This is a genomic window from Variovorax sp. GW823-FHT04B03, assembly GCF_058796495.1.
In genome coordinates this window covers 377081-401887 of sequence record NZ_JBXAIT010000002.1, presented here as the reverse complement: position 1 = coordinate 401887, position 24807 = coordinate 377081, and the positions used below count along the sequence as shown (strand labels likewise).

Genomic DNA, 24807 nt, shown 5'->3' with positions numbered 1-24807 from the left:
GCCCGCCTTACTTCGCCGCGGTGGCTTTGGGCAGCGCGCGCACGGCGTTCAGCATGCGCTCGACGTGCTTGTCGGGGTTGAGGTTCTGGTAGTAGTAGGCGACCTTGCCGTCGGTCGCGATCACGTACGACAGGCGGTTGGCGAAGTCGGGCCGGGTCTGCATCAGCGCGTCGAAGCCCTGGATCACGGTCTTGCCCTGGTCGGAGGCCACTGGGAAGCGGCTCTGGCAGGACTTGACCGAGAACTTGGACAGCGTGTCGATGTCGTCGGCCGACACGCCGATCACCGAGGCGCCCAGCGCGGCGAACTGGTCGACCGCCTCGGCGAAGGCGTGGGCCTCGATGGAGCAGTCGTTGGAGTCGGCCGCCGGAAAGAAGTACAGCACCACCGGCCCCTTGGCCAGCGCCTCGGCCAGCGAGTAGCGGAAGGTCTTGCCGCCGAGCGCGGCGGTGGCCGTGAACTTGGGCACCGGGTCGCCGATGTCGAGTGCGGCGTGGGCATGGGGTACCCCGGCGGCGAGGGCCGCGGCCCACAAAGCGGTGCGCAAAAGGAGCGATCGGGCCATGATGTAACTCCGAAGCGAAGTGAATCGAATTCTAGGACGACGCTTCGCAAAAAGGGCCCCGTTGAAACCGCCGCGGGAGGACCGGCGTACATCAGGGCAGTGGCATCCACAACGACAAGAGGAACCCGACCATGAACGCCTGGGCCCGATCTCTTCTGCGCACGGCGCTGGCCGGCGTGCTGCTGGCATTGCTCGGCGCGTGCGGCTCGCTGCCGCCGGCGCGCGAACGCCCGGCCGAACACGCCGCCGCCGCCGACCCGGGCACCGCGCTCGCGAAGATCGTCGCGGCCTCCACGCCGCCCGGCGAGCATTCGGGCTTCCGGCTCATGCCGCTGGGCGTGTACTCGCTCGACGCGCGCTTGCAGCTCGCGCAGCGCGCCGAGCGCTCGCTGGTGGTGCAGTACTACCAGCTCGAGAACGACGCCACCGGCCGGCTGCTGCTGCGCACGCTGCGCGAGGCGGCGGCGCGCGGCGTGAAGGTGCGGGTGCTGGTGGACGACCTGTACACGGTGAAGAGCCAGCAGCTGTTGCTGGCGCTGTCCGAGACGCCCAATGTGTCGGTGCGCCTGTTCAACCCGTTCTGTTGCGCGCGCGACGGGTTCCTGTCGCGCTTCGTGGTGTCGATCTTCGACATCCACCGGCTCAACCACCGCATGCACAACAAGCTCTTCATTGCCGACGGCGCGATGGCGGTGGTGGGCGGGCGCAACATCGCCGACGAGTACTTCGTGCTGAGCGAGGCGCAGAACTTCATCGACATGGACGCGTTGGTGGTCGGCAAGGTGGTGCCGCAGCTCGAGAGCATCTTCGACGCCTACTGGAACAGCGACCAGATCTGGCCCATTGCCGAGATCGTGCGCAAAGAGGCCGGCGCCGCCACCTTCGATGCCGAGATCGGCATGTCGGGCCCGCCGCCGAAGGTCGTGCTGCCGCCTTCCGACATCCTCGGCTACGGCCCCATCGCCGAAGAGCTCGACGGCGGCCGCATGGGCCTGCTGTGGGGCGAGGCCCGCGCCATCGCCGACCCGCCCTCCAAGCCCACGACGCTGACGGCCGAGGACGCCATTGCCACCAGCGTGACGATGAAGGTCTGGGCGCTGCTGCTCGACGCCAAGACCGAGGTCGACCTGACCTCGCCCTACCTCGTGCCGGGCGAGCGCGGCATGGCCGCCTTCGAGGACCTGGCCAAGCGCAAGGTCAAGCTCACGCTGCTGACCAATTCGCTGGCCGCCAACGACGAGCCGCTGGTGCACACCGGCTACGCACGCTACCGCGAGCGCCTGTTGAAAGGCGGCGCCGACCTGTACGAGCTGAGCCCGCAGCGCACCACCGCGAGCATGCGTTTCGGCAGCTTCGGCAACTCGCTGGGCCGGCTGCACGCCAAGACCGCCGCCATCGACAAGACGCGCATCTTCATCGGCTCGATGAACCTCGATCCGCGCTCGGCCAGCCAGAACACCGAGATGGGCGTGGTGGTCGACAACCCACAACTGGCGCGCGAGATGCTGCGCATCATCCACGTGAGCAAGCTGCAGAACTCGTACCGGCTGCGGCTGTCGAAGGAGGGCGGCACGCTCGAATGGCTCACGAACGACGGCGAGAAAGAGGTGATCCTCACCTCGGAACCCGAGTCGGGTTTCTTTCAGCGCCTGTACAACACCCTGATCTCCCCGCTGGTGCCCGAGATGCTGTTGTAGCCTCGGGGGATGGCGCAGACTTTCACTTCTCTTTCGGCCCCGCAGGTCATGCTGTGGGGCCTGCTGTTCTTCGGGGGCATCTACCTGGGTTTCGGCGCGCTCACCTGGCTGCTCACGAAGCGGGTGCTGCCGGCGCTGGGCATCGGGCGCGCGCTCGATCCGCGGCCGCTGCAGCCCGGCCAGCTGCGGCGCGAGCTCGCGCAATCGGGCATCTCGGTGCTGATCTTCGGGCTGGGCATGGTGTTTCCGTGGGGGCTGCTGCAGCTGGGCTGGGCGCGGCTGGAGCCCGACGCGGGCTGGCGCCGCATCGGCATCGAGATCCTCGTGCTCGCGGTGTGGAACGACGTGCATTTCTGGCTCAACCACCGGCTGTTGCACACGCGCTGGCTGCGGCGCTTCCACGGGCCGCACCACCGCTCGTTCGTGACCACGCCGTGGGCCACCTACAGCTTTCATCCGATCGAGGCGCTGATGCTCGGCAACGTGATCCTGCTGCCGATGGTGCTGCACGACTTCAGCTTCTGGTCGCTGGCATCGGTGCCGGTGTTCAGCCTGTTCTTCAACTGCGTCGGGCATTCGAACTACGACTTCGTGCCCGGCGTGTCGTACAGCCACTGGTTCGCCGCGAGCCGCCGTCACCACCTGCACCATGCCGTGCACAACGGCAACTACGGCTTCCAGTTCACCTTCATGGACCGGCTGTTCCGCACGCGCATCGCGGCCGACGCGGCCGAGCCGCTGTTCCAGGCTTTTCGAAAGAAGCATGGCGCCACGACGGCCTGACGCGCGCCATCGGCTGCCCAGGCTGCGCCACTGGCGCGACTGGCAAAGCCTGGCGTACCTCGTCGCCTTGCCCGCGCTGGCGGCGTGGCAGTGGGTGCACGGCTTTCATGTGGTGCTGTATGCGCTGATGCTGTTCCTCACGCTCGGCATCGGCGTGATCCATCACAACCACGTGCACCTGCGCATGTGGCGCGGGCGGCGCATGAACCGGTTCACTGACTTCTGGATCACGCTGCTGCAGGGCCACCCGACCTTCGTCTTTTGGCCCGCGCATGTGGCCAACCACCATCGCCACCGCCATGGACCGAAGGACGTGGCGCGCACCTACCGTTTCGGCGGCGACACCAACCACCTGTGGGGCTACCTGCTGCACCCGTTCCAGGCCGTGTGGGTGCTGACGCCGGTGTTCTTCGGCTGGCTCGCGCGGCTGCACCAGCATCACCGCGGTGCCTGGCGCTACTGCATGGCGCAGTACGCGCTGTGGCTGGCCAGCTGGAGCGTGCTGCTGGCGATCGATTGGCGCAAGGCATTGATCTTCGTGATCGTGCCGCAGCTGCACGGCCTGCATTGGCTGCTGGCCACCAACTACCTGCAGCATGCGCACGCCGACGGCCGCAAGACGCAGCGCAAGGAGGCATCCGGCGATACCCGCGGTAGCCAGCTGAACTACGCGCGCAATTTCGAGGGGCTGGTGAACCCCTTGCTGCTCAACATCGGCCTGCACACCGCACACCACGAGAACCCGCATGCCCATTGGTCCGAGCTCACGCACCTGCATCACACGCGCTACCGCGCGCAGGTGGCACCCGCGCTCAACGAGGGCGGGCTGGTGCCGTACATGGTGCGCGTCTTCGTGCTGGGGACCGTGTGGCCGCGTTTTCGCAGCCGCTCGCTGATGCCTCCCGATTCACCCATCTCCTGAACCCATGCCCGTTTCATTCCAACGCGTGTACCTCGAAAGCGCCGGCTATTTCATGCCCGGCGAGCCTGTTCCCAACGACCGCATGGACGCGTACATCGCGCCGCTCAACCGCATGTCGGAGCGCATCAAGCGCCGCATCCTGGCCGAGAACGGCATCCTCACGCGGCACTACGCGATCGACGAAGAAGGCGTGACGCGCCACACCAACGCGCAGCTGGCGGCCGGTGCGATCCGCGACTGCCTGCAGCGCGGCGGCGCCGAGCTGTCGCGCGTGTCGCTGCTGGCCAGCGGCTCCTCGGGCGGCGACACGCTGATGCCCGGCTTCGCCAACATGATCCAGGGCGAGCTGGCGGCGCAGCCGATGGAAACGCATTCGGTGCACGGCATCTGCGCGGCCGGCGTGTCGGCGATCCAGGCGGCGGCGCAGGGCATCGAGCTGGGCGCACACCGCTCGGCGCTGGCGGTGGCCAGTGAGATGCCGTCGCGCCTGTTCAAGCGCTCGCGCTTCGCCGCGCGCGGCTACGAGACCGACTTCGACTCGCACTTCCTGCGCTGGATGCTGTCCGATGGCGCGGGCGCGCTGCTGCTGTCCGACGGCACGCCCGCACTGGCCGACAAGCCGGGGCTGCGCCTGAAGCTGAAGTGGGTGCACCAGCGCGCCTTCTCGGGCGACTACCCGGTCTGCATGCAGCTGGGCCTCACCGAAGACCGCGCGCGCGGGCATCTCGATTTCGGCTCGTGGGCCGAGGCCGAGGCGGCCGGCGCGCTGTCGCTGCGCCAGGACATCCGGCTCTTGCCGCACCTGTTCGACATCGGCATTCACGAGTACGCCGGCCTGGTGCGCGACGGCTGGGTCGATCCGAAGCGGGTCGACCATTTCCTGTGCCACTACTCGTCGGAAAAATTCATCCCGGTGGTCGAAGACCTGATGGCCAAGGCCGACCTGGCGATTCCGCGCGAGCGCTGGTGGAGCAACCTCGCGTGGCGCGGCAACACCGGTGCGGCATCGATCCTCGTGATGCTGGCGGAGTTCCTGCACACCAAGGCGTTGAAACCGGGCGAGCAGATCTTCTGCTACGTGCCGGAGTCGGGGCGCTTCATGGCGGCGTACATGCTGCTCGAGGTCGAGGCCGTCGATGCGGCGCCTGTCGTGATCGCGCCGCGCGCGGCGGCGGTGGCGCCCGACGACGACCTCGTCATCGCACCCCCGCACGACCCGGCCGCCGCGCCCGAAGGCTTGGGCGCCTTGCTGACCGAACTGGCCGCCATCTGGCACGACTACCGCTCGCGCGTGTGGCGCACGCCGCTGATCCACCAGATCCGCGAGCGCCGCTTTGCCGTGCCCGACTACCTGAACTGGATGGAACAGTGGGTGCCGCAGGTGCGCGAAGGCAGCCTGTGGATGCGTGAAGGCGCTGCCTCGCTGAGCGAGCCGTACCGCATGCTGTCGTCGCTGATCGACGTGCACGCGGGCGAGGAGCAGAACGACTTCAACATCCTCTTCAGCGACTACCGCAAGGCCGGCGGCACGGTCGAATCGATCGACGAGCTGCGCCGCAACCCCGGCGGCGAGGCACTCAACGCCTACCTGCACGGCCTGGCCGCCACGCGCGACCCGATTGGCCTTTTGGGCGCGATCTACATCATCGAAGGCACGGGCCAGCGCATCGTGCCGGCGCTGCTGCCGCTGCTCAAGGCCAGCCTGAAGCTGCCGCCCGATGCGTTCCGTTTCCTCGAGTACCACGGTCACAACGATGAGCACCACCTGAACCGCTGGCTCGCCGCGGTCGAGATGGTGATGGCCGTGGAAGGGCAGGCCCGCGCCGCCCGACAGATTGCCGACACCGCACGCCATACGGCGGCGCTGTACCTGATGCAGTTCCAGCACATCACCGAACGAATGCCCCATGAGCCGCCGGGCCGCCCCAAGGCGAATACCGCAGCCGAAGGCGGAGGTTTCTAGTGAGCCGAACGCCTGAATTCCTGACGCAAGCCCACGACGAGCGCGACCCCAGCCCCTGGCTGGCGCTTTACCTCGACCAGAGCACGCCGCTGCCCGACGACGTGAAGGCTGCGTGGCTGGCCGATTCGAGCTCGGCCTCGCGCCAGTACCTGCTGCCGTTCCTGCGGCCGATCGCGCGGCTGACGATCATCCTGATCCAGATCGTGAAGGTGTTCGTGCCGCGCAACTGGTCGCACTCGATGCTGCTGCACCGCTTCCTGGCGTGGGGGCTCAAGCGCTTCGTGTCGCCCGAGGCCAACTGGCTGATCCTGAGGCACTTTCACCTGGGCTCGCAGGTGCTGGCCTTCATCGGGCGCAACTCGCCCGCGCCCGTGGGTACCTCGCCGCTGGAGCCGGCCGACATCGACGCGCTGAAGGACGAGATGTTCCTGAAGCACGACCTGAATTTGTTCAACTTCGTGATCCGGCTGAACAAAGCATTGCGCGACAAGGGGTTGGCGCTGTGCAAGGCCGAGCAGGTCGATTTCTCGATGATCCAGCCGCCAGCGTTGCGGCTGGAAGACATGCCGCAGGGCAAGCTCAATTTTCTCGACCTGCAAAGCGCCATCGAACTGTTCACGCCGCTGTACCAGCTGATGCTGACCGACAACGATTTCTGGCGCGCCGCCAACTCCTTGCAACTGGACGAAACCATCGGCATCTACGCGGCGACGATCCTGAACGCGCCGGAGCACCTGATCCTGGTCAACAACAAGCATCCGCTGGTGCCGCTGTCGACCCTGCGGGCCGGGCACCGGCTGGTGATCCACGGCCTGTCGACCGAAATGCTCCACAGCCTGCTCCAGCGCATGCGCGCGGCGCAGGAAGCCATGTCGGCAGAGACACTTCCGCGCGACCCGCCCCTTGCATAGGGGTATGCTGTCCCCACATGCAAACCATGAACACGACCCGAAATCCGTCTCCCAAGACCGATCTGGCAGTGACCCACGTGCTGGCTCAACTGCTGGAGAGGCTTGAGCACAGCGCCGTGCCGGTTGGTGCCGAGCAGTACCGCTCGGTGGTCGAGCACCTGGTGCATGAATTCGAAGACGTCGAGCCCGGTGCCGAATTGGGGCAGTTGCTCGATGCCTATCCGGCCGCCTCCGAGGTCTACGAAAATATGAATTACCAGCACGCCGGCCTTTGCCGCTCGGCGCTGGACGTTTCCCTGGCCGCCGAAGGCGCAGCCAGGGAAGCCATTGCCCGCGCCATGCGCGGTGACGAATCGAACAAGGACAAGATGCATGGCCAAGGGTGAAGTGAAAACGGCAGTGGTGGCGGACGGGCTGCGCTACAAATCGAAGGCGCCGGGCTCTCCGTTCCGCGCCTCGGCGTCGTTCAGCGGGGCCACGATGTCCTGCTTCATGTGCGGCAAGCACCGCGTACGTTCGCAGCTGCGCACGCGTCAGGTGCTGGGCAAGTCGCAGACCGTCTGCGCGCCTTCGTGCAAGGCGCTCGACGAGGCCCTCGAGGCCGAAGCATCGTCGAGCTGAGCGCCTAGCACGGCGCCGCGTCGCGTTGGCGACATGGCCTCATCGGCATGTCGTCGATTGCCTTCCATCCCGGTCGCAATCGATATACAGTTGGACACAAATGATGCAAGTAATTGCATTTAATCTAAAGTTCTAATTTGTAGCCGATGACCACTCAAATCCAGCAAGAAGGCGATCGGTGCCCCGCAGCGGGCGTGGATTTTTCTCTGCGTGGAGGGCCTGAGCTGTGAACAAGCCACGTCACGTCGTCATGCAGGTCGTCAAGCGCTCGTCCGGCAGCGCCACGCACCATGTCGAATTCCTCATGGACGACAACTTCGCGGAGCGCCTGCGTCAATTGCGCTCGCTGGTGCCGCCACTGGGTGCCCTCAACAAGCAACGCGACCTCGTGATCGACAAGGTGCGCGTGCGCCTGCCCAACGCCATCTGGCGCTCGGGCAACGAGATCGCCATCGACGGCGGGGTGGACGGCTCCTGCATCGTGATCGCGGCCGAGGGCTCGTTCAACTGCGGCGGCAAAGACCGCCGCACGCGCGAAAAGCTCGTGACCTACAACTTCTCGATCGCACGCCTGATCGAGCTGCACGGCGAACGCCCCGAAGGCGAAACGCTCTACATCCGCGACGGCGTGTTCGCCAACGACGAACCGGCCGAATCACCGGCCGGCCGCTGGGTGGCCTCCATGCACGAACTCGAAGTGGTGATGCGCGTGCCCGATGCGCCGTCCGATTTCGACACGCTGCACGACCTCACGTTGCGCGCCGACGGGCAGCCGACGCAGGCGGGCGCGTTGAGCCCGCACCGCGCCAGCATCTACTGACGAATTCAGGCCGACGTGGCTGCAGGCGCGCCCACGGGCGTGAACTGCGCGCCGTTGTCGGCAAGCCAGCGCGCCGAGAGGCTGCTGTCCTGCTGGTCGGGGTGGAAGTCGCTGCGCAGGTACTGGCGCCAGCCCGCGAGATTGCCCCGCAGCAGGCCGCCGCGACCCAGCAGGATGCGCGCGGCGCTCTTCCAGGTGGCCCACTTCCACAATTGCTTTTCATGCCGCAGGTTGTCGACCGTCTGGCGCATCAGGTCGCCGAGGAACATCACCGTCACGCGGCGGAACCAGCGCGTGCGCCATTCGTCGGAGCCGCCCGCGGCCTTGTAGATGTCGAAGGCGACGCTCTTGTGCTCCAGCTCTTCCGCGCTGTGCCACAGCCACATCGTGCGCAGCCGGGGCTCGGCGCCGTCCAGGATCTCGGGGCGGGCCAGCAGCCACTCGGCGAACATCGCCGTGAAGTGCTCGGTGGCCGCCGTCACGGCCAGCGCGTGGCGCGGATCGGCGCCGTCCATCAGTTCCATGCGTTGGCTGGCGCGCGCAGTCCAGCGGTCGACCAGGCCCTGCTGCTCCAGGTGCGCGTTGAACAGCGAATGGATGCGCCGGTGCGTCGCCTCCTGGCCGATGAAGCCGCGCACGTCGGCGCGGTAGCGCTCCTGCACCTCGGTCGGCAGCGTGGCCATGGCGTCGCGCACGGCGTCGATGAAGAACTGCTCGCCGAAGGGGAAGCTCATCGACAGGGCGTTGAAGAAAGCCGTCGAAAACGCATCGCCGCCGCACCAGTCGCGCGAGAAGGGCGGTTGCAGGTCGATCAGCAGGCGGCGGACTACGAGTTCGGTCATGGGAAGGCAATTCCTGAGGTCGTGGGCACAAAGGTTGGTACAGATCCGTACCGCGTGCCGCCATGGTGCAATTGTGAGCTGGTACTGTCAAGTACCAAGGCGTAGGAAAATGAATCGCACATGACTGCCACCATCGACAAAACCGCCACGCCCGATGCCGCCGAAGGCGCGCCCAGCGAGCACTACGCGCGGCTGCTCCAGGGCATGGCGCATGCCGTGGCGGCCAAGGGCTACGCCGACACCACCATCGCCGACATCGTGCGCGAGGCCGCCGTGTCGCGGCGCACGTTCTACGAGCACTTCAGCACCAAGACCGAGTGCCTGATCGCGCTGTATGAAACGGCCAGCCGGCTCGGCCTGCAGGCCGTGAGCGAGGCCTTCGATCCGGCCCAGCCCTGGCACACGCAGGTGGAGCAGGCGATGACCGCGTACATGGACTACCTCGCGCAAGACCCGGTGCTGCTGCGCACGCTGTTCGTCGAAATCCTCGGGCTGGGCCTGCCGGGCCTGGCGGCGCGGCGGCGCGTGAACGGCGAGATCGCCAACTTCATCCAGGTGGCGATCAACAGCAGCGATTCAGGCGAGGTGCCCGCGGCGCACATGAGCAGCCAGATGGCGATGACGGTGGTGGGCGGCATCAACGAACTGGTGCTGCAGGCCATCGAGCAGGACCGCGTGGGCGACCTGCGCGAGCTGGTGGCACCGGCCACGCGGCTGGTGCGCGCCGTGGCGGCGGACAGCCGACGCTAGTCGCGTTCGTTCTGGCGTGGCGTGGCCGCAGCCCACAGCACGAGCAGCCCCACCACCACCATCGCCGCGAGTGCCCCGAGGTACGGCAGCACGTCGTGCAGCGGCGCCCCCATCTGGTTGAGCCGCAGCGAGGCCTGGATGCCCGCCGTGCTCGGGAACAGCCAGCGCAGCGCCTGCAGCGGCGCGGGCAGGGCTTCGACAGGCCACGAGAAGCCCGAGAGAAAGGCCATCGGCAGCGCAGTGAAGAGCAGCACCTGCAACGCACGCTCGCGGTCGCGGAACCAGCACCCCAGCAGCAGGCCGAGCACGCAGATCGCGGGCACGTAGAACAGCAGCAGCACCAGCGCGGCGAACGGATTGCCGCCGCGCGGATAGTCCTGCAGGAAGAACACCCAGCCGAAATAGAACAGGCCGCTCAGCACGCCGAAGCCCGACAGCGCGCCCAACCGCCCCAGCCACGTGTCCATGCCCGCACGCAGCCGGCCGGCCTCGGCCCAGGTGCCGGCCAGCATCGCGGCGCCCATCAGCAGCGTCTGCTGCAGGATCAGCAGCGCCACCGCCGGCACCACGTAGCTGCCGTAACCCTCGGTCGGGTTGAACAGCGCCACCAGCTGCGTGTTGAGCGGACTGCGGCTGCGCGCGGCCTGGACCGCGCTTTGGCCGCCGGCCTGCAGCTTGCGGATCTCGACGCCGGCCGACACCGTGCCCACCGCCTCGGAGAAGCCGTACAGCACCGCCTTGTTCAGCAGCGCGTAGGCGCCGTTGCCCTCGATGCTCACCACCGCCGGCGTGCCGCGCAGCACGTTGCGCTTGAGGTCCTGCGGCAGCAGGGCGTAGCCCTCGATCTCGCCGCGCCACAGCGCCTGCTGCGCCTCGTGCACGTCGGACGTGACCATGCGCACGTCCAGCCGCGGGCTGGCCATGGCGAAGCGCGCGATCTGCCGCGACAGCCCGCTGTGGTCCTGGTCGACCACCGCCACCGGCACCCGCGTGACGGCCTGCGTGCCGTAGGGCCAGGGGTAGAAGAAGCCGTAGATGATGGGCGCGAGCAGCATGATCAGCAGCACTCCCTTGTCGCGCAGCACGCCGAAGGCGGTGTCGCGCCAGGCGGCGGCGAAGCCCTGGGTGCGCGTGCTCATCAGCGGCCTCCCCACGTCTCGGGCGCCGCGGCCGCGCGCACCAGCAGCGTGGCCGACACGGCCAGCAGCACCGCGGTGCCCACCACCATCCACAGCGGCGTGGCGGCCGAGTAGGCCAGGGGCGCGCCCATCTGCAGCTGCTCCATCTGCACGCGGATGTAGTGCGTGTAGGGCAGCAGGCCGGCCCACAGCTGCGCGAGCACCGGCATGGCGACCAGCGGAAAGCCCACGCCGCCGAACGCGAAGGCCGGCGCGGTGATGAAGCCGGTGGCCGACAGCGCGGTGCGCAGCGAGCGCGTGAGGCTGGCCACGAAGGCGCCGAGCGCGATCGACAGCGCCAGGAACACCATCAGCGCGAACAGCGTCCATCCCACCGAGCCGACCGGGTGCCAGCCGCGGCCTGCCGTGATCCACAGCATGGCGGCCAGGCCCACCGCCGACAGGCTCGCGAACGGCAGCGCCAGCTTGCCCGCCAGCGCGGCCAGCGCCTCGGGCCAGCGCGGCGCGGCGCCGAGCCAGCCGCCCAGGCTGCGGTCGCGCAGCTCGCGGCCCACGGCCCAGGCGCCGGCCGTCATCGCGAGGATGTGCAGCAGCGCCGGAATGAGCGCGGCGCCGAGAAACTGCTCGTAGTCGGTCGAGGTGTTGAACAGCGCCACCATGCTGGCCTTGACCGGGTCCATGCTCACGCGCGCGGCCTTCATCGACTCGCCGCGCTTGTTGCGCACCGCGAGCTCGACGCCGGCCGACACCGTGGCGACGGCGGTGCGCACGTCGCGCTGGATCAGGCTCGAGTGCGTGCCCAGCTGCGCGTTGTGCAGCAGCACGACCTGCCCGACGCGGCCCTGCTTGACGTCGCGGCTCAGCTCGCGCGGCAGCTGCACCGCGGCGTCGACGGCGCCGCTGGTGAGTGCGCGCTGCATCTCGCCTTCGTCGGCGTACTGCTGCGCCACGCGCAGGCCCGGCGTGGCGTCCAGGAAGCGCACCAGCTGGCGCGAGAGGGTGGAGTGGTCCTGGTCGAGCACGCCGATCGGCAGGCGCTCGGGCAGGCCGGCCGAGAAGATCCACCAGATCAGGAACACCGCGAGCAGCGGCACCCACGAGATCATGGCCAGGTCCCACGGACGCGTGCGCAGCAGCGCGAATTCGCGCCGGGCGCTGGCGGTGGAAAAGCCGCGCAGGCTCATGGCGGGTGCGGCCTCAGTCGACCAGAACGCTCATGCCGGGGCGCGCGCCTTCGATCGGCTTGAGCGGCCGGGCGCGGACCTCGAAGGTGCGCACGTCGAAGCCGGCACCGCCGCGCGTGGCGCGCCAGGTGGCGAAGTCGGGCAGCACGCCGCTGTAGTAGACCTTGAAGCGGGCCGTGCGCCGGTCCTCGGGCAGGGCGGGCAGGCGGGCGTCGAATTCCTTGTCGAGCGCGAAGCGGGCCAGCCGGTCTTCGCGCACGTTGAGCACCACCCACTGGTCGTTCAGGTCGACCACCGTGACCACGGCCACGCCCTGCGGCGAGAGTTCGCCGACCTTGGCGAGCACCTTGGCCACCTCGCCGGCGACCGGGCTGCGCAGCTCGGTCTCGGCCTTGGCGGCTTCCACCTCGGCGACCACGCCGGCCACCTGCCGCGCCTGTGCGTTGGCGGCGGCCTTGTCCTCGGGGCGGGCGCCGGTGCGCGCCATGTCGTACTGCGCCTTGGCCGCCACGGCGGCGTCGCGCGAGGCCTTCCAGTTGGCCTCGGCCTCGTCGCGCTTCTGGTCGGCCACGAGGCCGTCGCGTGCCAGGCCGTCGACACGGCGGAACGACGTCTGCGCGAGCTGGGCGGCGGTCTCGGCGCGCTGCCACTGCATGCGCGCCATTTCGATCTCCTGCGGGCGGGCGCCGTTCTGCGCCTTGTCGGCCACGGCCTGCGCGGCTTGTTCGGCGGCGGTGGCCTGCGCCAGCTTGGCGCGCACCTCGGGACTGTCCATGCGCACCAGCAGGGCGCCGGCCTGGATGCGGTCGCCTTCCTTCACGGCCACTTCGGCGATGCGGGCCGTGACCTTGCCGGCCACGTCGGTCTCGCGCGCTTCCATCTGGCCCTGGAACACCTCGGGCGCCGGCTGCGCGGCGCGCCAGAAGCCCCAGACGAGCAGCACCAGCACGAGCAGTGCGGCGGCGATGGCGATCAGTCGGCGGGTCTTGGCACTCATCATGGTCAGTTCACCTTCACGTCGGCGCGCGCGATGTAGTCGGAAAAAGTCTCGGACAGGCCCGCGCTCTCGAGCAGCTGCGCGAGCGCCTGCACGTAGTCGTTGGCGGCCTGCGCGCGTTCGGTCAGCACCTTGGCCTGGTTGGTCTCGGCGTCGATCAGGTCGAGCGTGGTGCTGGTGCCTTCGCGCAGTCCGGCGGTGCGCAGCTTGACCACCTCTTGTGCGAGCTCGACCGAGACCTTCATCTCGAGGTACTGGCGGCGCGCGTTGTCCAGCGCGCGCCAGTTGCGTTCGACCAGCAGCGAGATGTCGCTGCGCGCCTGCAGGTCGGTGCGCTCGGCCTGTTCGACCTGCTTGTGCGAGGCGGCCGCGAGCGCGTTGCGGTCGACCGAGTCGTACAGCGTCCAGCGCACGCCGAGGCCGGCCACCCAGTCGGCGTTGCCGCTCTTGATCTCGCGCGTACCGAAGGCGATGACCTGCGGGCGGCGCAGGGCCTCTTCGCCCTCGTGCAACTGCTCGGCCTGCGCCTTCTTGGCCGCGACCTTGCCCAGGCCCGGATGCCGCGTGAGCGCCGCATCGATGAAGTGACCGAGCGGTTCGATCGGCGCGCTGATGAGAAACAGCGGCGTCTGCGGCGTGACGCTGCCCTCGGCGCGCACCGTGCGCGCCAGGGCCACGCCCGCCAGCGCGGCATCGTTCTCGGCCTTGCGGGCGTTGCGGCGCGCTTCTTCGTACGCGGCGCTGGCCTGCAGCCGCTCGACGCGCGAAATGACGCCGGCCGCGAGCATCTTCTGCGCCGCCGCGTCGTGCTGCGCGATGGTGCGCTCGGCCTGCAGGCGCAGGGTGGCGGCGCGCTGCGCGAGCTGGGCGCCGAAGTAGCGCTGCACCAGCAGCGTGTCGACCTCGTGGCCGGCCTGCTCGGCGTCGGCCTGGGCCTCGCGCGCCTGCGCCGAGACAAAGCCGCGCACCGCGTCGGTCGCGCCCCCCAGGTAGAGCGGCCACACGGCCGACACCGAGGCGTTGGCGCCGGTGTCGTGGCGGTTCAGCGTGTAGCTGTTGGGCAGCTGCGGAATCGGCACGCGCGAGACGAAGCTCTGGATCGACGGCGGCAGCGACGAGCCGATCTGGCCGAGCTTCTGGTTGAGCGGGTCGAGGTCGAGGTTCAGGTTCGCGTTGTACGCATAGGCCAGCCCCGAGATGCTGACCACCGGCCCGCCCAGGCGCTTGACGCCTTCGCTCTGCAGCTCCTTGGCTTCGACGGCCATGCGCGCGGCGGCCAGCTTGTCGGAGCGCTCGACCATGCGCTGGCGCGCGGCGTCGAAGCTCAGCGCCAGCGTGGAGGTGGTGTCGCCGCGGGCCTGCTGCTGCGCGAAAGCCGCGCCGCCGAGGAAGGCCGGCAAGAGCAGCAGGGACGGAAGAAGGGCGAGGCGAGGTCGTGTCATCGGCATCAGGCGGTCTTGTGCAGCAGGGCGTCGAGCTCCTGCTGCAGGATCACGGGAAAGGCGGCCTGCACCGCCCCGGTGGCCAAGGGCCGTGCTTTCTCGAGCAGCTGCGCGGCGCGGCCGGCATCGAGGGTGTCGCCGGAAAGCAGGCTGTCGGCCAGCGTGCGCAGCCAGCGCCGCGCCACGGTGCGCAGCGTGCGTACCATGGTTTCCTGCATGCCGATGACCGCTTCGAGCGGCAGGCCCAGCGCGGCCAGCTGCTCGGCGACCTGGCCGAGCGCCGGGCTCAGCACCTGCACCTGGCCGTCGGGCAGTTCACGCATGAGGCCGGCACGGGTGGCGCGGCCGAGCAGGGCGGGCGTCATCTGTCCTTGCCATTTGGTGGCCAGCGCCTGGGCCGACACCACCACGGGCGTTTCTTCGGCGAACAGGCTGCCCGACACCGAGCGGGCCACGGCCAGCAGGTCGGGCCAGGTGGACGCCGGCGCGCGCGTGAAGATGCGGCGGATCGCCTCGATGCCGAAGCCCTGTTCGCGCAGTTCGCGGATCAGCGCCAGGCGCTGGACGTGGTCGGGGCCGTACAGGCCGAGCCGGCCTTGCAGCCGCGGCGGCGGCAGCAGGCCGCCCGTGGTGTAGGCGCGGATGTTGCGCACCGTGACGCCCGTGCGCGCCGCCAGGGCCTCGATGGAGAGGTCCTGCGGGGCCGTGGAATCGGGTGTGGCGGTGGATGTGTTCATGTGACAGTTTCAATGTTACATCGAAAATGTTGCATAAAACCAGCCCGGATCGCGCGGTCCGGGCGGGGCATCCTCAGCCCGGCTTGCGCTGCGCCGGGTCGTAGAAGAACTGTTCTTCGGCGATGCGCTCGCCGTCCCAGCGCTGCCAAGCGATCTCTTCCATGCGCATGCGCCCGCCGCCTTTGAACGTGAACTCGAAGATCCAGTGAATGCCGACGTGGTCGCCGTTCACCAGCACCGGCCGCACGCAGGTCGACGCCACCGACTCGGTGCGTGCGAGCACGGCGCTTTCCTGTGCGACCAGCGTGCTGCGTCCGCGCCGCGGCTCGGCCTGGTTTTCCCGCATCGTGGCGTCTTCGGTGTAGAAGTCTTCGATGACCTGGGCATGCGCGCCGCCCTCGACGGCGGCAATGAAGGCTTCGAGCCGGGCGGGCGTGGGCATGTCAGGACTTCACTTTCACTTCGACGCGGCGCGCTTCCGAGGCTGGGCCGTCGGCCTGCGACTGCTCGGGCTTGGCGAGTTCGATCTTGTCCTCGGGCGCGCCCGCCGCCTTGATGGCGTCGCGCACGGCCATGGCGCGCTGCTTGGCCAGCTCGGCGTTCTTGGCCGCGTCGCCGCTGGCGTCGTGGTAGCCGCTCACCAGCACGGTGCTGCCGCTCTGCACGGCCTTGATGACATCGGACAGCGCCTCCTTGGCGTTGGGCGCGACCTCGGCGCTGGCGCTCGCGAAGTAGAACTTCACGATGCCGTTCTCGACCTTGACCGCCGCGGCTTCGGTGGCTCCGACGGCTGCCGAGGCGAGGGTGGCTGCGGGTGTGGCTGCCGGTGCCATCGCCGCAGGTGCGGTGGCTGCAGGCGGCGTCTCGACCTTGGTCGGCACGGCGGCCGCCGCATCGCCGGCGTGGAACTTGACCACCAGCGGCACGATCAGCAGCGCCACGATGTTGATGATCTTGATCAGCGGGTTCACCGCCGGGCCGGCCGTGTCCTTGTACGGGTCGCCCACGGTGTCGCCGGTGACGGCGGCCTTGTGCGCCTCGGAGCCCTTGCCGCCGTGGTGGCCGTCCTCGATGTACTTCTTGGCGTTGTCCCACGCACCGCCGCCCGTGCACATGCTGATGGCGACGAACAGGCCGGTGACGATCGTGCCCATCAGCAGGCCGCCGAGCGCCTTCGGTCCGAGCAGCAGGCCGACCAGGATCGGCACCACCACCGGCAGCAGCGACGGGATCATCATTTCCTTGATGGCCGCGCCGGTCAGCATGCCCACGGCCTTGCCGTACTCGGGCTTGCCGGTGCCTTCCATGATCCCGGGGATCTCGCGGAACTGGCGGCGCACTTCTTCCACCACTGCACCGGCCGCGCGGCCTACCGCCTCCATGGCCATCGCGCCGAAGAGGTAGGGGATCAGGCCGCCGATGAACAGGCCGACGATCACCATCGGATCGCTCAGGTTGAAGCTGATGTTCAGCCCGAAGCTCTCCAGCTTGTGGGTGTAGTCGGCAAAGAGCACCAGCGAGGCCAGGCCGGCCGAGCCGATCGCGTAGCCCTTGGTCACGGCCTTGGTGGTGTTGCCCACCGCGTCCAGCGGGTCGGTGATGTCGCGCACGCTGGCGGGCAGCTCGCTCATCTCGGCGATGCCGCCGGCGTTGTCGGTGATGGGACCGTAGGCGTCCAGTGCCACCACGATGCCGGCCATGCTCAGCATCGACGTCGCAGCCACCGCAATGCCGTACAAGCCGGCCAGCGAGTACGAGGCCAGGATCGCGATGCACACGAAGATCACCGGCCAGGCCGTCGAACGCATCGACACGCCCAGGCCCGCGATGATGTTGGTGCCGTGGCCGGTGGTCGAGGCCTGTGCGATGTGCTGCACGGGCTTGTACTGCGTGCCGGTGTAGTACTCGGTGACCCACACCAGCGCGGCCGTGAGCGCCAGGCCCACGAAGCAGGCGCCGAACAGCTTCAGCTGGCTGCCGCTGGCGGCGATGGCGTTGTCCGGAATGATCCAGCTGGTCACGAACCAGAACGCGATCAGCGACAGGATGCCCGCGACCGCCAGCCCCTTGTAGAGCGCCGGCATCACGTTGACCATGCCCGGCGACGCCTTCACGAAGAAGCAGCCGATGATCGACGCGATGATCGACACGCCGCCCAGCGCCAGCGGGTACAGCACCGCGTCCAGCGGCGCCGCCGTGACCATCAGCGCGCCCAGCACCATGGTGGCGATGAGCGTCACCGCATAGGTCTCGAACAGGTCGGCCGCCATGCCGGCGCAGTCGCCGACGTTGTCGCCCACGTTGTCGGCGATCACGGCCGGGTTGCGCGGGTCGTCTTCCGGAATGCCGGCTTCGACCTTGCCCACCAGGTCGGCGCCGACGTCAGCGCCCTTGGTGAAGATGCCGCCGCCCAGGCGCGCGAAGATCGAGATCAGCGAGGAGCCGAAGGCAAAGCCGATCAGCGGATTGAGGATGGCTGCAAGGCTGTGGTCCGCCTTCGGCGCGCTGCCGGCCAGGAACCAGTAGAAGCCCGTCACGCCCAGCAGGCCCAGGCCCACCACCAGCATGCCGGTGATGGCGCCGCCGCGAAACGCCACGTCGAGCGCCGGGCCGATGCCCTTGGTCGCGGCTTGCGCGGTGCGCACGTTGGCGCGCACCGACACGTTCATGCCGATGAAGCCGCAGGCGCCCGAGAGCACCGCGCCGACCACGAAGCCGACGGCCGTGGTCAGGTCGAGGAAGAGGGCGATGAGCACCGCGAGCACCACGCCGACCACCGCGATGGTGGTGTACTGCTTGGCGAGGTAGGCCGAGGCACCGGCCTGGATGGCTGCGGCGATTTCCTGCATCCGGGCGTTGCCCGGGTCCTTGGCGAGAATCCAACTTCGGGCCCAGAAACCGTAGCCCACGGCCACCAGGCCGCAGACGATGGCAAGAATCAGGGGGGTGTTGCCGCTCATGCTTTGCTTCTCCATTCGTTCGTTGTGACTTGTGGAGACGGACAGCCTGGGCCCTGCGCGCAACGCGTACGGGACCATGTTCTCCGCCGCGTTGCTTCCTCGAAGCTCACTGCACCGGAGGTGCGGAGCCGATTGGCCAACGCTTGCAATTTACAGGCAAAAACACACACGCGTGCGACCGGCCCGTGACACGGAAAGTAAACTCCGGGTTTGTCCCCATCCGTCTCATACTTTTCAACTACTCGAAAAACGTCATGTCCTTCGACAAAGTCTCCCCCGGCAAGAACGTCCCCGACGCCTTCAATGTCGTGATCGAAATCCCGATGAACGCCGACCCGATCAAGTACGAAGTCGACAAGGAATCGGGCGCGATCTTCGTGGACCGCTTCATGACGACGGCCATGTACTACCCCGCCAACTACGGCTACGTGCCGCAGACCCTGTCGGGCGACGGCGACCCGGTCGACGTGCTGGTGATCGCCCCGTACCCGCTGCTGCCGGGCGTGGTCGTGCCCTGCCGGCCCCTGGGCATCCTGATGATGGAAGACGAAGCCGGCGTCGACGGCAAGGTGCTGGCCGTGCCCACCGACAAGGTGCTGCCGATCTACAGCCATTGGAAGTCGGTCGACGACGTGAACCCGATGCGCCTGAAGGCCATCAGCCACTTCTTCGAGCACTACAAGGACCTGGAAGCCGGCAAGTGGGTCAAGGTGCTGGGCTGGGAAGGCATCGACGCTGCCAAGAAGGAAGTTCTTGACGGCATCGCCGCGTACAAGAAGTAAGTAAGTCAGGTCAGCCCCGCTCGAACATGGAGCGGGGCGGGGCGGCGGATCAGTCCGACGCTGGCGCTGCGGGTGGCGCATCCACCGGCGGCGTGAAGACGATGTCGAGCACCGCGATGCTGGCCACATTCGTGCCGCCCTGCGTTGCCGGCTCGCAGCGGGTCTTCATCAAGGCCGCTTTGGCGGGCTCGTCGAAGAGCTTTGCGTTGGTCGGCTCCCGGCCGACGATGGTCATTCCATGCTCGGATGGCCGCCCGTATTCATCCAGGTTCACGAAGACACCCACGACCGCCTCGATCCCTGCAGGACGGGCTTGTACCGGGTAGTGCGCCGCCGTGTCCACCTTGCAGCGTGCCGAGGTCTGTCCCTGGAGGGTGTAGGAGAACGGCTGGCGGACCCACATGGCGACCGGCTTTCCGTTGGCGTCCCGACCAGGCGTGTAGCGAATGCTCATGACCGCACGCCGCGAGGCATCGTCGAAGGAGTCCAGGAACATGGGCTCGCGAGAGACGATGCGCGTCTTGGTCGGCCGACCGCTTTCGTCGACGAACACGGCGACGGTCAAACGACCGCCGATGCCCGCCCGCTTGGCGAGGTCGGGGTAGTCGAGGTTGGCTTTTCCCCGCGGCGTGGGCATGGTCGGCCGGCCCGTTGCCGCGGGGGCGCTCTCGAGCAACGGCGTACCGGTGGTGGAGGCTTGTTCCGCCAGAACGCTCCCGTGGACGCAGGCCAGTGCGGCGCAAGCGGCGGCGATCCGGCGGGCTCTTGTTTGGATGGCGTTCATTGCGACGGTTCCTGTGTGAGGCGGCGCGATTCAGGACTGCACGGCGTTGCCGGCCAGCCGCATCCATTCGCGGTTGACGCCTCGCGCATGCGCGTTCCAGTGGCGCGCCGCCTGCTGCAGCTCGTTCCAATGGCGCTGCGCACCGGCGGTGTCGCCTTGCTGCGCCAGCCACGCGATGTAGCGGGCGCGCGTTTCCACCGTGTTGTACGTGCTCAACGCCGCCTCGAAGGCTTCGCGCGCTTCCGGCGTGCGGCCCTCGGCGGCGAGCGCGCGGGCGTTCAGCACGGCGACCTCGTCCTTGCGGTAGTCGTCGCGTGTGGCGCGCAGGTTCTGCAGTGCCTGCGAGGCTTCGCGGGCCGAGGCCGGGCTGCCTTCGGCGACCAGCGCGCTGGCCAGGCCAAACTGCAGTTCGGGGTCGGAGGCGAAGGGGCCTTTCAGTGCGTCGCGGTAGTGCCCGACGGCGTCGGCCGCCTGGCCGCGGTCCAGCGCAGCCTTGGCCAGGCGCAGTTTGTTCTGCGCCGTGGGCGCGAGGTCGTAAGCCTCGGCGGCGGCGCGGTACTCGCGCTCGGGGTCGATGAAGCCGATGGCCGCGTTCGCCACCTTGCCCGCGGTGCGCTGCATGCGCGAGGCCGGCAGGTACTCGACCACGAAGTACACGATGCTGCCGAGCAGCGGAAAGCTGAAGAGGATGATGAGCCAGTACATCTGCTTGCCGTGGCGCATGGCATGCACGGCGAAGTACAGCGCGATGAGGATGTGCAGTCCCAGTCCGACGAATGGCATCGGTGCTCCCTGTGTGTTGTGTGTGGTTGTTTGAGTGCCGGGCGGCTTTATAGCAGCCCCCGGCGCTCCCGCGCCGATCAGGTCGCCTTGAACGGGCTGCGCTCGCCGAGGTGGTCCATGTAGTTCTCGATGCCGGCGCCCTCGCGCTCGAGGAAGCGCTCGACGGCATCGGCGAACGACGGGTGCGCGAGCCAGTGGGCGCTGGTGGTGCGCACCGGCATCAGCGCGCGGGCCATCTTGTGCTCGCCCTGCGCGCCGCCTTCGAAGCGCACCGCGCCGTGCGCGATGCACCAGGCGATGGGCTGGTAGTAGCAGGCCTCGAAGTGCAGGCAGTCGACGCGCTCCAGCGCGCCCCAGTAGCGGCCGTAGGCCACCAGCGGCTGGGCTTTGTCGGTGGAGAGTGCGATCAGGCTGGTCGCGATGGGGCGCCCGTCGCGCTCCGCCACGAACAGCAGCCACGCCTCGGGCAGCGTGTCGGCCATGCGCTGGAAGAAGTCGCGCGTGAGATAGGGCGGATTGCCGTGCTCGCGGTAGGTGCGCTCGTAGCAGCGGTAGAAGAAATCCCAGTCGGCCTTGGAGATGTCGGTGCCGCGCGACCAGCGGAAGCTGACGCCGGCCTCGGCGACCTTGCGACGTTCCTGGCGGATCTTCTTGCGCTTGTCGTGCGAGAGGCTGGCGAGGAAGGCGTCGAAGTTGGTGTAGCCGGGTTCGGTTTCGCCGCCGGGCCGCCCCAAGGCGAAACGCGCCCCCTCGGGGGGCAGCGAGGACACGTCAGTGCCGAGCGTGGGGGCCACGTTCGTCCAGTGAAACTGCACCGTATGGCGCCGCATCAGCCCGGCTTCGGTGCACGCGGCGATGTCGGCGTCGGCGCCGAACAGCAGATGCAAAGACGAAAGTTCCTGTTCCTTGCAGACCGCCACCAGCGCCTGCACCAGCAGCGTGCGGCTTGGCGCGTCGCGTGCCAGCAGCCGGGCGCCCGGCACGGGTGTGAAGGGCGCCGCCACCACCGCCTTCGGGTAGTAGGCCAGCCCGTGCTGCTCGTAGGCGTTGGCCCAGGCCCAGTCGAACACGTACTCGCCGTAGGAATGGTCCTTGAGGTAGAGCGCGCAGGCGGCTTCGAGCACATCGCCGCGCCACAGCGTGACGAACTGCGGCGTCCATCCGCGCTCGGGCGAGGCGCTGCCGCTGTCGTGTATCGCCGCGAGGTATTCGTGGCGCATGAAGGGCGAGGGCTCGGGCTGTGCGGCGAGCAGGGCGTTCCAGGCTTGCGGGTCGATGTCCGACGGCGACGCCAGAACCCGAATGACATAATCGTTCAAGCCTTTTTCTTCCTTCTGTATGACGCTCAAGCTCGCCATCGCGCAACTCAATTTTGTGGTGGGCGACCTCGTCGGCAATGCGCAGAAGATCGTCGGCGCCGCACGCGAGGCCTACGCGCAAGGCGCGCGCCTTCTGCTGACACCCGAACTCTCGATTGCCGGCTATGCGGCGGAGGACCTGTTCCTCCGTCCCGCCTTCACCGAAGCCTGTGATGATGCCGTGAAAGGCATTGCCGCCGCGCTGGCCGACCTCAAAGACATGGTCGTGGTGGTGGGGCATCCCTGCGGCGGCAGCCTGCGTAGCCGATCTGTGGCCGTGCAGTTGCGCCACAACGCGGCCAGCGTGCTCAAGGAAGGCCGCATCCTCGAAACTTACGCCAAGCGCGAACTGCCGAACTACCAGGTGTTCGACGAGCGCCGCTACTTCACGCCGGGGCAGGGCACCTGCGTGTTCGAGGCGGGCGGCGTGTCGGTGGGCCTGCTGATCTGCGAGGACGCCTGGTTCGATGCGCCGGCCGAGCTGGCGCGCGCTGGCGGCGCCGAGGTGCTGGCGGTGATCAACGCCTCGCCGTACCACGTCGGCAAGGAAGGCGAGCGCGTGGCGCGCATGGCCGACCGCGCTCGCGCCGTGGGCCTGCCGCTGGTCTACGCGCACCTGGTGGGCGGGCAGGACGAGGTGGTGTTCGACGGCGCCTCGTTCGCACTGCAGGCCGACGGCGCGCTGGCCGCGCAGGCCGAGAGCTTTCGCGAGCGGCTGGTCTTCATGGAGCTCGCGCGCGGGGCGCAGGGCGGCGTCGCCGTCGTGGCCGACCCGTTAGCCATCGCCGCGCCGCGCGACGCCGAGGCGCAGCTGTGGGACGCGCTGGTGCTCGGCGTGCGCGACTACATCGGCAAGAGCGGTTTTCCGGGCGCGATCCTCGGGCTGTCGGGCGGCATCGACTCGGCGCTGGTGCTCGCGATCGCGGTGGACGCGCTGGGCAAGGACAAGGTCCGCGCGGTGATGATGCCGTCGCTCTACACGGCCGACATCAGCTGGATCGACGCGCGGGACATGGCCGGCCGGCTGGGCGTGCGCTACGACGAGATTTCGATCAAGGACACCTTCGAGTCCTTCAAGGCCGCGCTGGCCGGGGAGTTCGCGGGCCGGCCGGAAGACACGGCCGAAGAGAACATCCAGGCCCGCATCCGCGGCACGCTGCTCATGGGGTTGTCGAACAAGTTCGGCGCGATCGTGCTGACCACCGGCAACAAGAGCGAGATGGCCACCGGCTATTGCACGCTCTACGGCGACATGGCGGGCGGCTTCGCGGTCATCAAGGACCTGCTCAAGACCACGGTGTTCGCGCTGGCGCGCTGGCGCAACGCCCACGATCCGTACGGCACCGGCGCGGCGCCGATTCCCGAGCGCATCATCACGCGCCCCCCGAGCGCCGAGCTGCGCCCCGACCAGACCGACCAGGACAGCCTGCCGCCGTACGACGTGCTGGACGGCATCCTGGCACGCTACATGCAGGACGACGAAGGCATCGACGAGATCATTGCCGCGGGCTACGACCGCGCGGTGGTCGAGCGGGTTGCGCGGCTCATCAGGATCAACGAATACAAGCGGCGCCAGGCGCCCGTAGGCATCCGGGTCACCCACCGAAGCTTCGGCAAGGATTGGCGTTACCCTATCACCAGCAAGTTCAACGAAACCGCCGGAGCACAAAAACCATGAAGCAGATCACCGCCATCGTCAAACCCTTCAAGCTCGAGGACGTGCGCGAAGCCCTCGCCGAGGTGGGTGTCACCGGCCTCACGGTGACCGAGGTCAAGGGCTTCGGCCGCCAGAAGGGCCACACCGAGCTGTACCGCGGCGCCGAGTACGTGGTCGACTTCCTGCCCAAGATGAAGGTCGAAGTGGTCGTCAACGAGAGCGACGTGGAGCGCTGCATCGAGGCCATCGTGAGCTCGGCGCGCACCGGCAAGATCGGCGACGGCAAGATCTTCGTGACCGAGGTGGAGCGCATCGTGCGCATCCGCACCGGCGAAGAAAACGAAAACGCAGTTTAAAAGCTCGCCCCCAGGCTGCGCGCACTTCGTGTCGCTACGCCAACCCCCTACCGGGGGCAACACCAGAGGCCCGGCGAAGCCGGTTCCTCGGTGTTTGCTGGAATGGGACCCCGAGGCTCTTGGGGTTTTCGGTCAGAGGTTTTCTGACAGCTTGTCGTCGCGGGGGTGCAGGGGGACTTCGGCGCGCAGCGCGGTCAGCAGTTCGGGCACGTCGGTGCCGGTGCGCACCAGGTCCATCTGCCATTCGCCCATGAAGCCCTCGCGCACGCTGTGCGCCAGGAAGCTCAGCAGGCCGTCGTAGTAGCCGGCGGTGTTGAGGATGCCGGTCGGCTTGTCGTGGTAGCCGAGCTGGCGCCAGGTCCAGATCTCGAACAGTTCTTCGAAGGTGCCGATGCCGCCCGCCATCGCGAGGAAGGCGTCGGCGCGTTCGCCCATCATGGCCTTGCGCTCGTGCATGGTGTCGACCACGTGCAGCTCGTCGCACAGGGGGTTGGCCAGTTCCTTGTCGACCAGGGCCTTGGGGATGATGCCGACGACGCGGCCGCCGGCCTGGCGGGTGGCCTCGGCCACCGTGCCCATCAGGCCGGTGCGGCCGCCGCCGTAGACGAGCTGGCCGTTGTGGCTGCCGATCCACTGGCCTACGGCCTGGGCGGCCTGGGAAAACTCGGGGCGCTCGCCGGGGCGCGAGCCGCAATACACGCAAATCGAAAATTCAGGGGTCATCCTGCGATCATGCCGCAGGCGGCGGACCTGC

At 68.4% G+C, this 24807-nt stretch carries 25 protein-coding genes; 12 read left to right on the top strand and 13 right to left on the bottom strand.

Annotated elements, in window-relative coordinates; all coding sequences use genetic code 11:
* Positions 1–7: 7 nt before the first annotated feature.
* Positions 8–565, bottom strand: a complete 558-nt coding sequence (locus AC1RAD_RS10610; RefSeq protein ID WP_307588537.1) for a peroxiredoxin — start codon at positions 563–565, stop codon at positions 8–10.
* 131 nt (positions 566–696) lie between these two features.
* On the opposite strand from AC1RAD_RS10610, the gene AC1RAD_RS10605 reads away from it, so the two are divergent.
* From AC1RAD_RS10605 to AC1RAD_RS10570, 8 genes are all read left to right on the top strand, one after another.
* A complete protein-coding gene (locus tag AC1RAD_RS10605) occupies positions 697–2262 on the top strand; it encodes a phospholipase D family protein (RefSeq protein WP_062473093.1) in 1566 nt (521 codons plus the stop codon).
* Between the two features lie 9 nt (positions 2263–2271).
* Positions 2272–3045, top strand: coding sequence for a sterol desaturase family protein (locus AC1RAD_RS10600; protein ID WP_492734739.1), 774 nt, complete (start codon positions 2272–2274; stop codon positions 3043–3045).
* Positions 3026–3967 (top strand): fatty acid desaturase family protein, encoded by a 942-nt coding sequence (locus AC1RAD_RS10595; protein ID WP_492734738.1) that lies wholly within the window; start codon positions 3026–3028, stop codon positions 3965–3967. The genes AC1RAD_RS10600 and AC1RAD_RS10595 overlap by 20 nt, the downstream gene beginning before the upstream one ends.
* 4 nt (positions 3968–3971) lie before the next feature.
* Entirely contained in the window at positions 3972–5930 is a 1959-nt protein-coding gene (locus AC1RAD_RS10590; RefSeq protein WP_492734737.1) for an iron-containing redox enzyme family protein, read from the top strand.
* Complete coding sequence (locus AC1RAD_RS10585; protein ID WP_492734736.1) at positions 5930–6841, top strand: DUF6999 family protein; 912 nt, start codon at positions 5930–5932, stop codon at positions 6839–6841. The genes AC1RAD_RS10590 and AC1RAD_RS10585 overlap by 1 nt, the downstream gene beginning before the upstream one ends.
* 26 nt (positions 6842–6867) lie before the next feature.
* Entirely contained in the window at positions 6868–7227 is a 360-nt protein-coding gene (locus AC1RAD_RS10580; RefSeq protein WP_370680636.1) for a hypothetical protein, read from the top strand.
* On the top strand, positions 7214–7462 hold the full coding sequence (locus AC1RAD_RS10575; RefSeq protein ID WP_056580179.1) for a hypothetical protein: 249 nt from the start codon (positions 7214–7216) through the stop codon (positions 7460–7462). The genes AC1RAD_RS10580 and AC1RAD_RS10575 overlap by 14 nt, the downstream gene beginning before the upstream one ends.
* 226 nt (positions 7463–7688) lie before the next feature.
* On the top strand, positions 7689–8282 hold the full coding sequence (locus AC1RAD_RS10570; protein ID WP_070060930.1) for a hypothetical protein: 594 nt from the start codon (positions 7689–7691) through the stop codon (positions 8280–8282).
* Positions 8283–8287: 5 nt separating this feature from the next.
* Here the strand turns inward: AC1RAD_RS10570 and AC1RAD_RS10565 are convergent, their stop codons facing one another.
* On the bottom strand, positions 8288–9124 hold the full coding sequence (locus AC1RAD_RS10565; protein WP_492734735.1) for a metal-dependent hydrolase: 837 nt from the start codon (positions 9122–9124) through the stop codon (positions 8288–8290).
* A 120-nt stretch (positions 9125–9244) separates the two neighbouring features.
* On the opposite strand from AC1RAD_RS10565, the gene AC1RAD_RS10560 reads away from it, so the two are divergent.
* Positions 9245–9874 carry a TetR/AcrR family transcriptional regulator gene (locus tag AC1RAD_RS10560; protein WP_062473073.1) on the top strand — a complete coding sequence of 210 codons (630 nt, stop codon included), beginning with the start codon at positions 9245–9247 and terminating at the stop codon, positions 9872–9874.
* Here AC1RAD_RS10560 and AC1RAD_RS10555 read toward each other — a convergent pair.
* From AC1RAD_RS10555 to AC1RAD_RS10525, 7 genes are all read right to left on the bottom strand, one after another.
* On the bottom strand, positions 9871–11013 hold the full coding sequence (locus AC1RAD_RS10555) for an ABC transporter permease (RefSeq protein WP_492734734.1): 1143 nt from the start codon (positions 11011–11013) through the stop codon (positions 9871–9873). The genes AC1RAD_RS10560 and AC1RAD_RS10555 overlap by 4 nt on opposite strands.
* Positions 11013–12197, bottom strand: a complete 1185-nt coding sequence (locus AC1RAD_RS10550) for an ABC transporter permease (protein WP_492734733.1) — start codon at positions 12195–12197, stop codon at positions 11013–11015. Before AC1RAD_RS10550 ends, AC1RAD_RS10555 begins: the two co-directional genes overlap by 1 nt.
* Positions 12198–12210: 13 nt before the next feature.
* Entirely contained in the window at positions 12211–13197 is a 987-nt protein-coding gene (locus tag AC1RAD_RS10545; protein WP_370869844.1) for an HlyD family secretion protein, read from the bottom strand.
* 2 nt (positions 13198–13199) lie between these two features.
* A complete protein-coding gene (locus AC1RAD_RS10540; RefSeq protein WP_492734732.1) occupies positions 13200–14636 on the bottom strand; it encodes a TolC family protein in 1437 nt (478 codons plus the stop codon).
* 5 nt (positions 14637–14641) lie between these two features.
* Positions 14642–15373, bottom strand: a complete 732-nt coding sequence (locus AC1RAD_RS10535) for a MerR family transcriptional regulator (RefSeq protein ID WP_492734731.1) — start codon at positions 15371–15373, stop codon at positions 14642–14644.
* Between the two features lie 73 nt (positions 15374–15446).
* Positions 15447–15815, bottom strand: a complete 369-nt coding sequence (locus tag AC1RAD_RS10530; protein ID WP_062481424.1) for a nuclear transport factor 2 family protein — start codon at positions 15813–15815, stop codon at positions 15447–15449.
* Between the two features lies 1 nt (position 15816).
* Entirely contained in the window at positions 15817–18333 is a 2517-nt protein-coding gene (locus AC1RAD_RS10525; RefSeq protein ID WP_492734730.1) for a sodium-translocating pyrophosphatase, read from the bottom strand.
* 254 nt (positions 18334–18587) lie between these two features.
* Here AC1RAD_RS10525 and ppa point away from each other — a divergent pair, with 254 nt between their 5' ends.
* Positions 18588–19115, top strand: coding sequence for an inorganic diphosphatase (gene ppa / locus AC1RAD_RS10520; RefSeq protein WP_007834256.1), 528 nt, complete (start codon positions 18588–18590; stop codon positions 19113–19115).
* Positions 19116–19164: 49 nt separating this feature from the next.
* Here the strand turns inward: ppa and AC1RAD_RS10515 are convergent, their stop codons facing one another.
* From AC1RAD_RS10515 to AC1RAD_RS10505, 3 genes are all read right to left on the bottom strand, one after another.
* Complete coding sequence (locus AC1RAD_RS10515) at positions 19165–19899, bottom strand: TonB family protein (protein ID WP_492734729.1); 735 nt, start codon at positions 19897–19899, stop codon at positions 19165–19167.
* A 30-nt stretch (positions 19900–19929) separates the two neighbouring features.
* The gene (locus tag AC1RAD_RS10510; protein WP_492734728.1) at positions 19930–20682 is read right to left on the bottom strand and encodes a hypothetical protein; all 753 of its coding nucleotides are present in this window, start codon (positions 20680–20682) and stop codon (positions 19930–19932) included.
* A gap of 77 nt (positions 20683–20759) precedes the next feature.
* Positions 20760–22001, bottom strand: a complete 1242-nt coding sequence (locus tag AC1RAD_RS10505; RefSeq protein ID WP_492734727.1) for a GNAT family N-acetyltransferase — start codon at positions 21999–22001, stop codon at positions 20760–20762.
* A 19-nt stretch (positions 22002–22020) separates the two neighbouring features.
* Between AC1RAD_RS10505 and AC1RAD_RS10500 the strand changes: the two genes are divergently transcribed.
* Positions 22021–23718 carry an NAD+ synthase gene (locus AC1RAD_RS10500; protein ID WP_492734726.1) on the top strand — a complete coding sequence of 566 codons (1698 nt, stop codon included), beginning with the start codon at positions 22021–22023 and terminating at the stop codon, positions 23716–23718.
* Positions 23715–24053, top strand: coding sequence for a P-II family nitrogen regulator (locus tag AC1RAD_RS10495; protein ID WP_056580191.1), 339 nt, complete (start codon positions 23715–23717; stop codon positions 24051–24053). Before AC1RAD_RS10500 ends, AC1RAD_RS10495 begins: the two co-directional genes overlap by 4 nt.
* 132 nt (positions 24054–24185) lie before the next feature.
* Here AC1RAD_RS10495 and AC1RAD_RS10490 read toward each other — a convergent pair whose 3' ends face one another.
* Complete coding sequence (locus AC1RAD_RS10490; protein ID WP_070060919.1) at positions 24186–24776, bottom strand: LOG family protein; 591 nt, start codon at positions 24774–24776, stop codon at positions 24186–24188.
* Positions 24777–24807 lie beyond the last annotated feature (31 nt).

Bases quoted from the DNA above. Each gene is read 5' to 3' on its own strand.
- AC1RAD_RS10610 (WP_307588537.1), bottom strand. From the start codon at position 565: ATGGCCCGATCGCTCCTTTTGCGCACCGCTTTGTGGGCCGCGGCCCTC.
- AC1RAD_RS10530 (WP_062481424.1), bottom strand. From the start codon at position 15,815: ATGCCCACGCCCGCCCGGCTCGAAGCCTTCATTGCCGCCGTCGAGGGC.
- AC1RAD_RS10550 (WP_492734733.1), bottom strand. From the start codon at position 12,197: ATGAGCCTGCGCGGCTTTTCCACCGCCAGCGCCCGGCGCGAATTCGCG.
- AC1RAD_RS10575 (WP_056580179.1), top strand. From the start codon at position 7,214: ATGGCCAAGGGTGAAGTGAAAACGGCAGTGGTGGCGGACGGGCTGCGC.
- AC1RAD_RS10605 (WP_062473093.1), top strand. From the start codon at position 697: ATGAACGCCTGGGCCCGATCTCTTCTGCGCACGGCGCTGGCCGGCGTG.
- AC1RAD_RS10495 (WP_056580191.1), top strand. From the start codon at position 23,715: ATGAAGCAGATCACCGCCATCGTCAAACCCTTCAAGCTCGAGGACGTG.
- AC1RAD_RS10600 (WP_492734739.1), top strand. From the start codon at position 2,272: ATGGCGCAGACTTTCACTTCTCTTTCGGCCCCGCAGGTCATGCTGTGG.
- ppa (WP_007834256.1), top strand. From the start codon at position 18,588: ATGTCCTTCGACAAAGTCTCCCCCGGCAAGAACGTCCCCGACGCCTTC.
- AC1RAD_RS10580 (WP_370680636.1), top strand. From the start codon at position 6,868: ATGAACACGACCCGAAATCCGTCTCCCAAGACCGATCTGGCAGTGACC.
- AC1RAD_RS10595 (WP_492734738.1), top strand. From the start codon at position 3,026: ATGGCGCCACGACGGCCTGACGCGCGCCATCGGCTGCCCAGGCTGCGC.
- AC1RAD_RS10500 (WP_492734726.1), top strand. From the start codon at position 22,021: ATGACGCTCAAGCTCGCCATCGCGCAACTCAATTTTGTGGTGGGCGAC.
- AC1RAD_RS10525 (WP_492734730.1), bottom strand. From the start codon at position 18,333: ATGAGCGGCAACACCCCCCTGATTCTTGCCATCGTCTGCGGCCTGGTG.
- AC1RAD_RS10565 (WP_492734735.1), bottom strand. From the start codon at position 9,124: ATGACCGAACTCGTAGTCCGCCGCCTGCTGATCGACCTGCAACCGCCC.
- AC1RAD_RS10555 (WP_492734734.1), bottom strand. From the start codon at position 11,013: ATGAGCACGCGCACCCAGGGCTTCGCCGCCGCCTGGCGCGACACCGCC.
- AC1RAD_RS10540 (WP_492734732.1), bottom strand. From the start codon at position 14,636: ATGACACGACCTCGCCTCGCCCTTCTTCCGTCCCTGCTGCTCTTGCCG.
- AC1RAD_RS10560 (WP_062473073.1), top strand. From the start codon at position 9,245: ATGACTGCCACCATCGACAAAACCGCCACGCCCGATGCCGCCGAAGGC.
- AC1RAD_RS10490 (WP_070060919.1), bottom strand. From the start codon at position 24,776: ATGACCCCTGAATTTTCGATTTGCGTGTATTGCGGCTCGCGCCCCGGC.
- AC1RAD_RS10510 (WP_492734728.1), bottom strand. From the start codon at position 20,682: ATGCCATTCGTCGGACTGGGACTGCACATCCTCATCGCGCTGTACTTC.
- AC1RAD_RS10590 (WP_492734737.1), top strand. From the start codon at position 3,972: ATGCCCGTTTCATTCCAACGCGTGTACCTCGAAAGCGCCGGCTATTTC.
- AC1RAD_RS10535 (WP_492734731.1), bottom strand. From the start codon at position 15,373: ATGAACACATCCACCGCCACACCCGATTCCACGGCCCCGCAGGACCTC.
- AC1RAD_RS10545 (WP_370869844.1), bottom strand. From the start codon at position 13,197: ATGATGAGTGCCAAGACCCGCCGACTGATCGCCATCGCCGCCGCACTG.
- AC1RAD_RS10515 (WP_492734729.1), bottom strand. From the start codon at position 19,899: ATGAACGCCATCCAAACAAGAGCCCGCCGGATCGCCGCCGCTTGCGCC.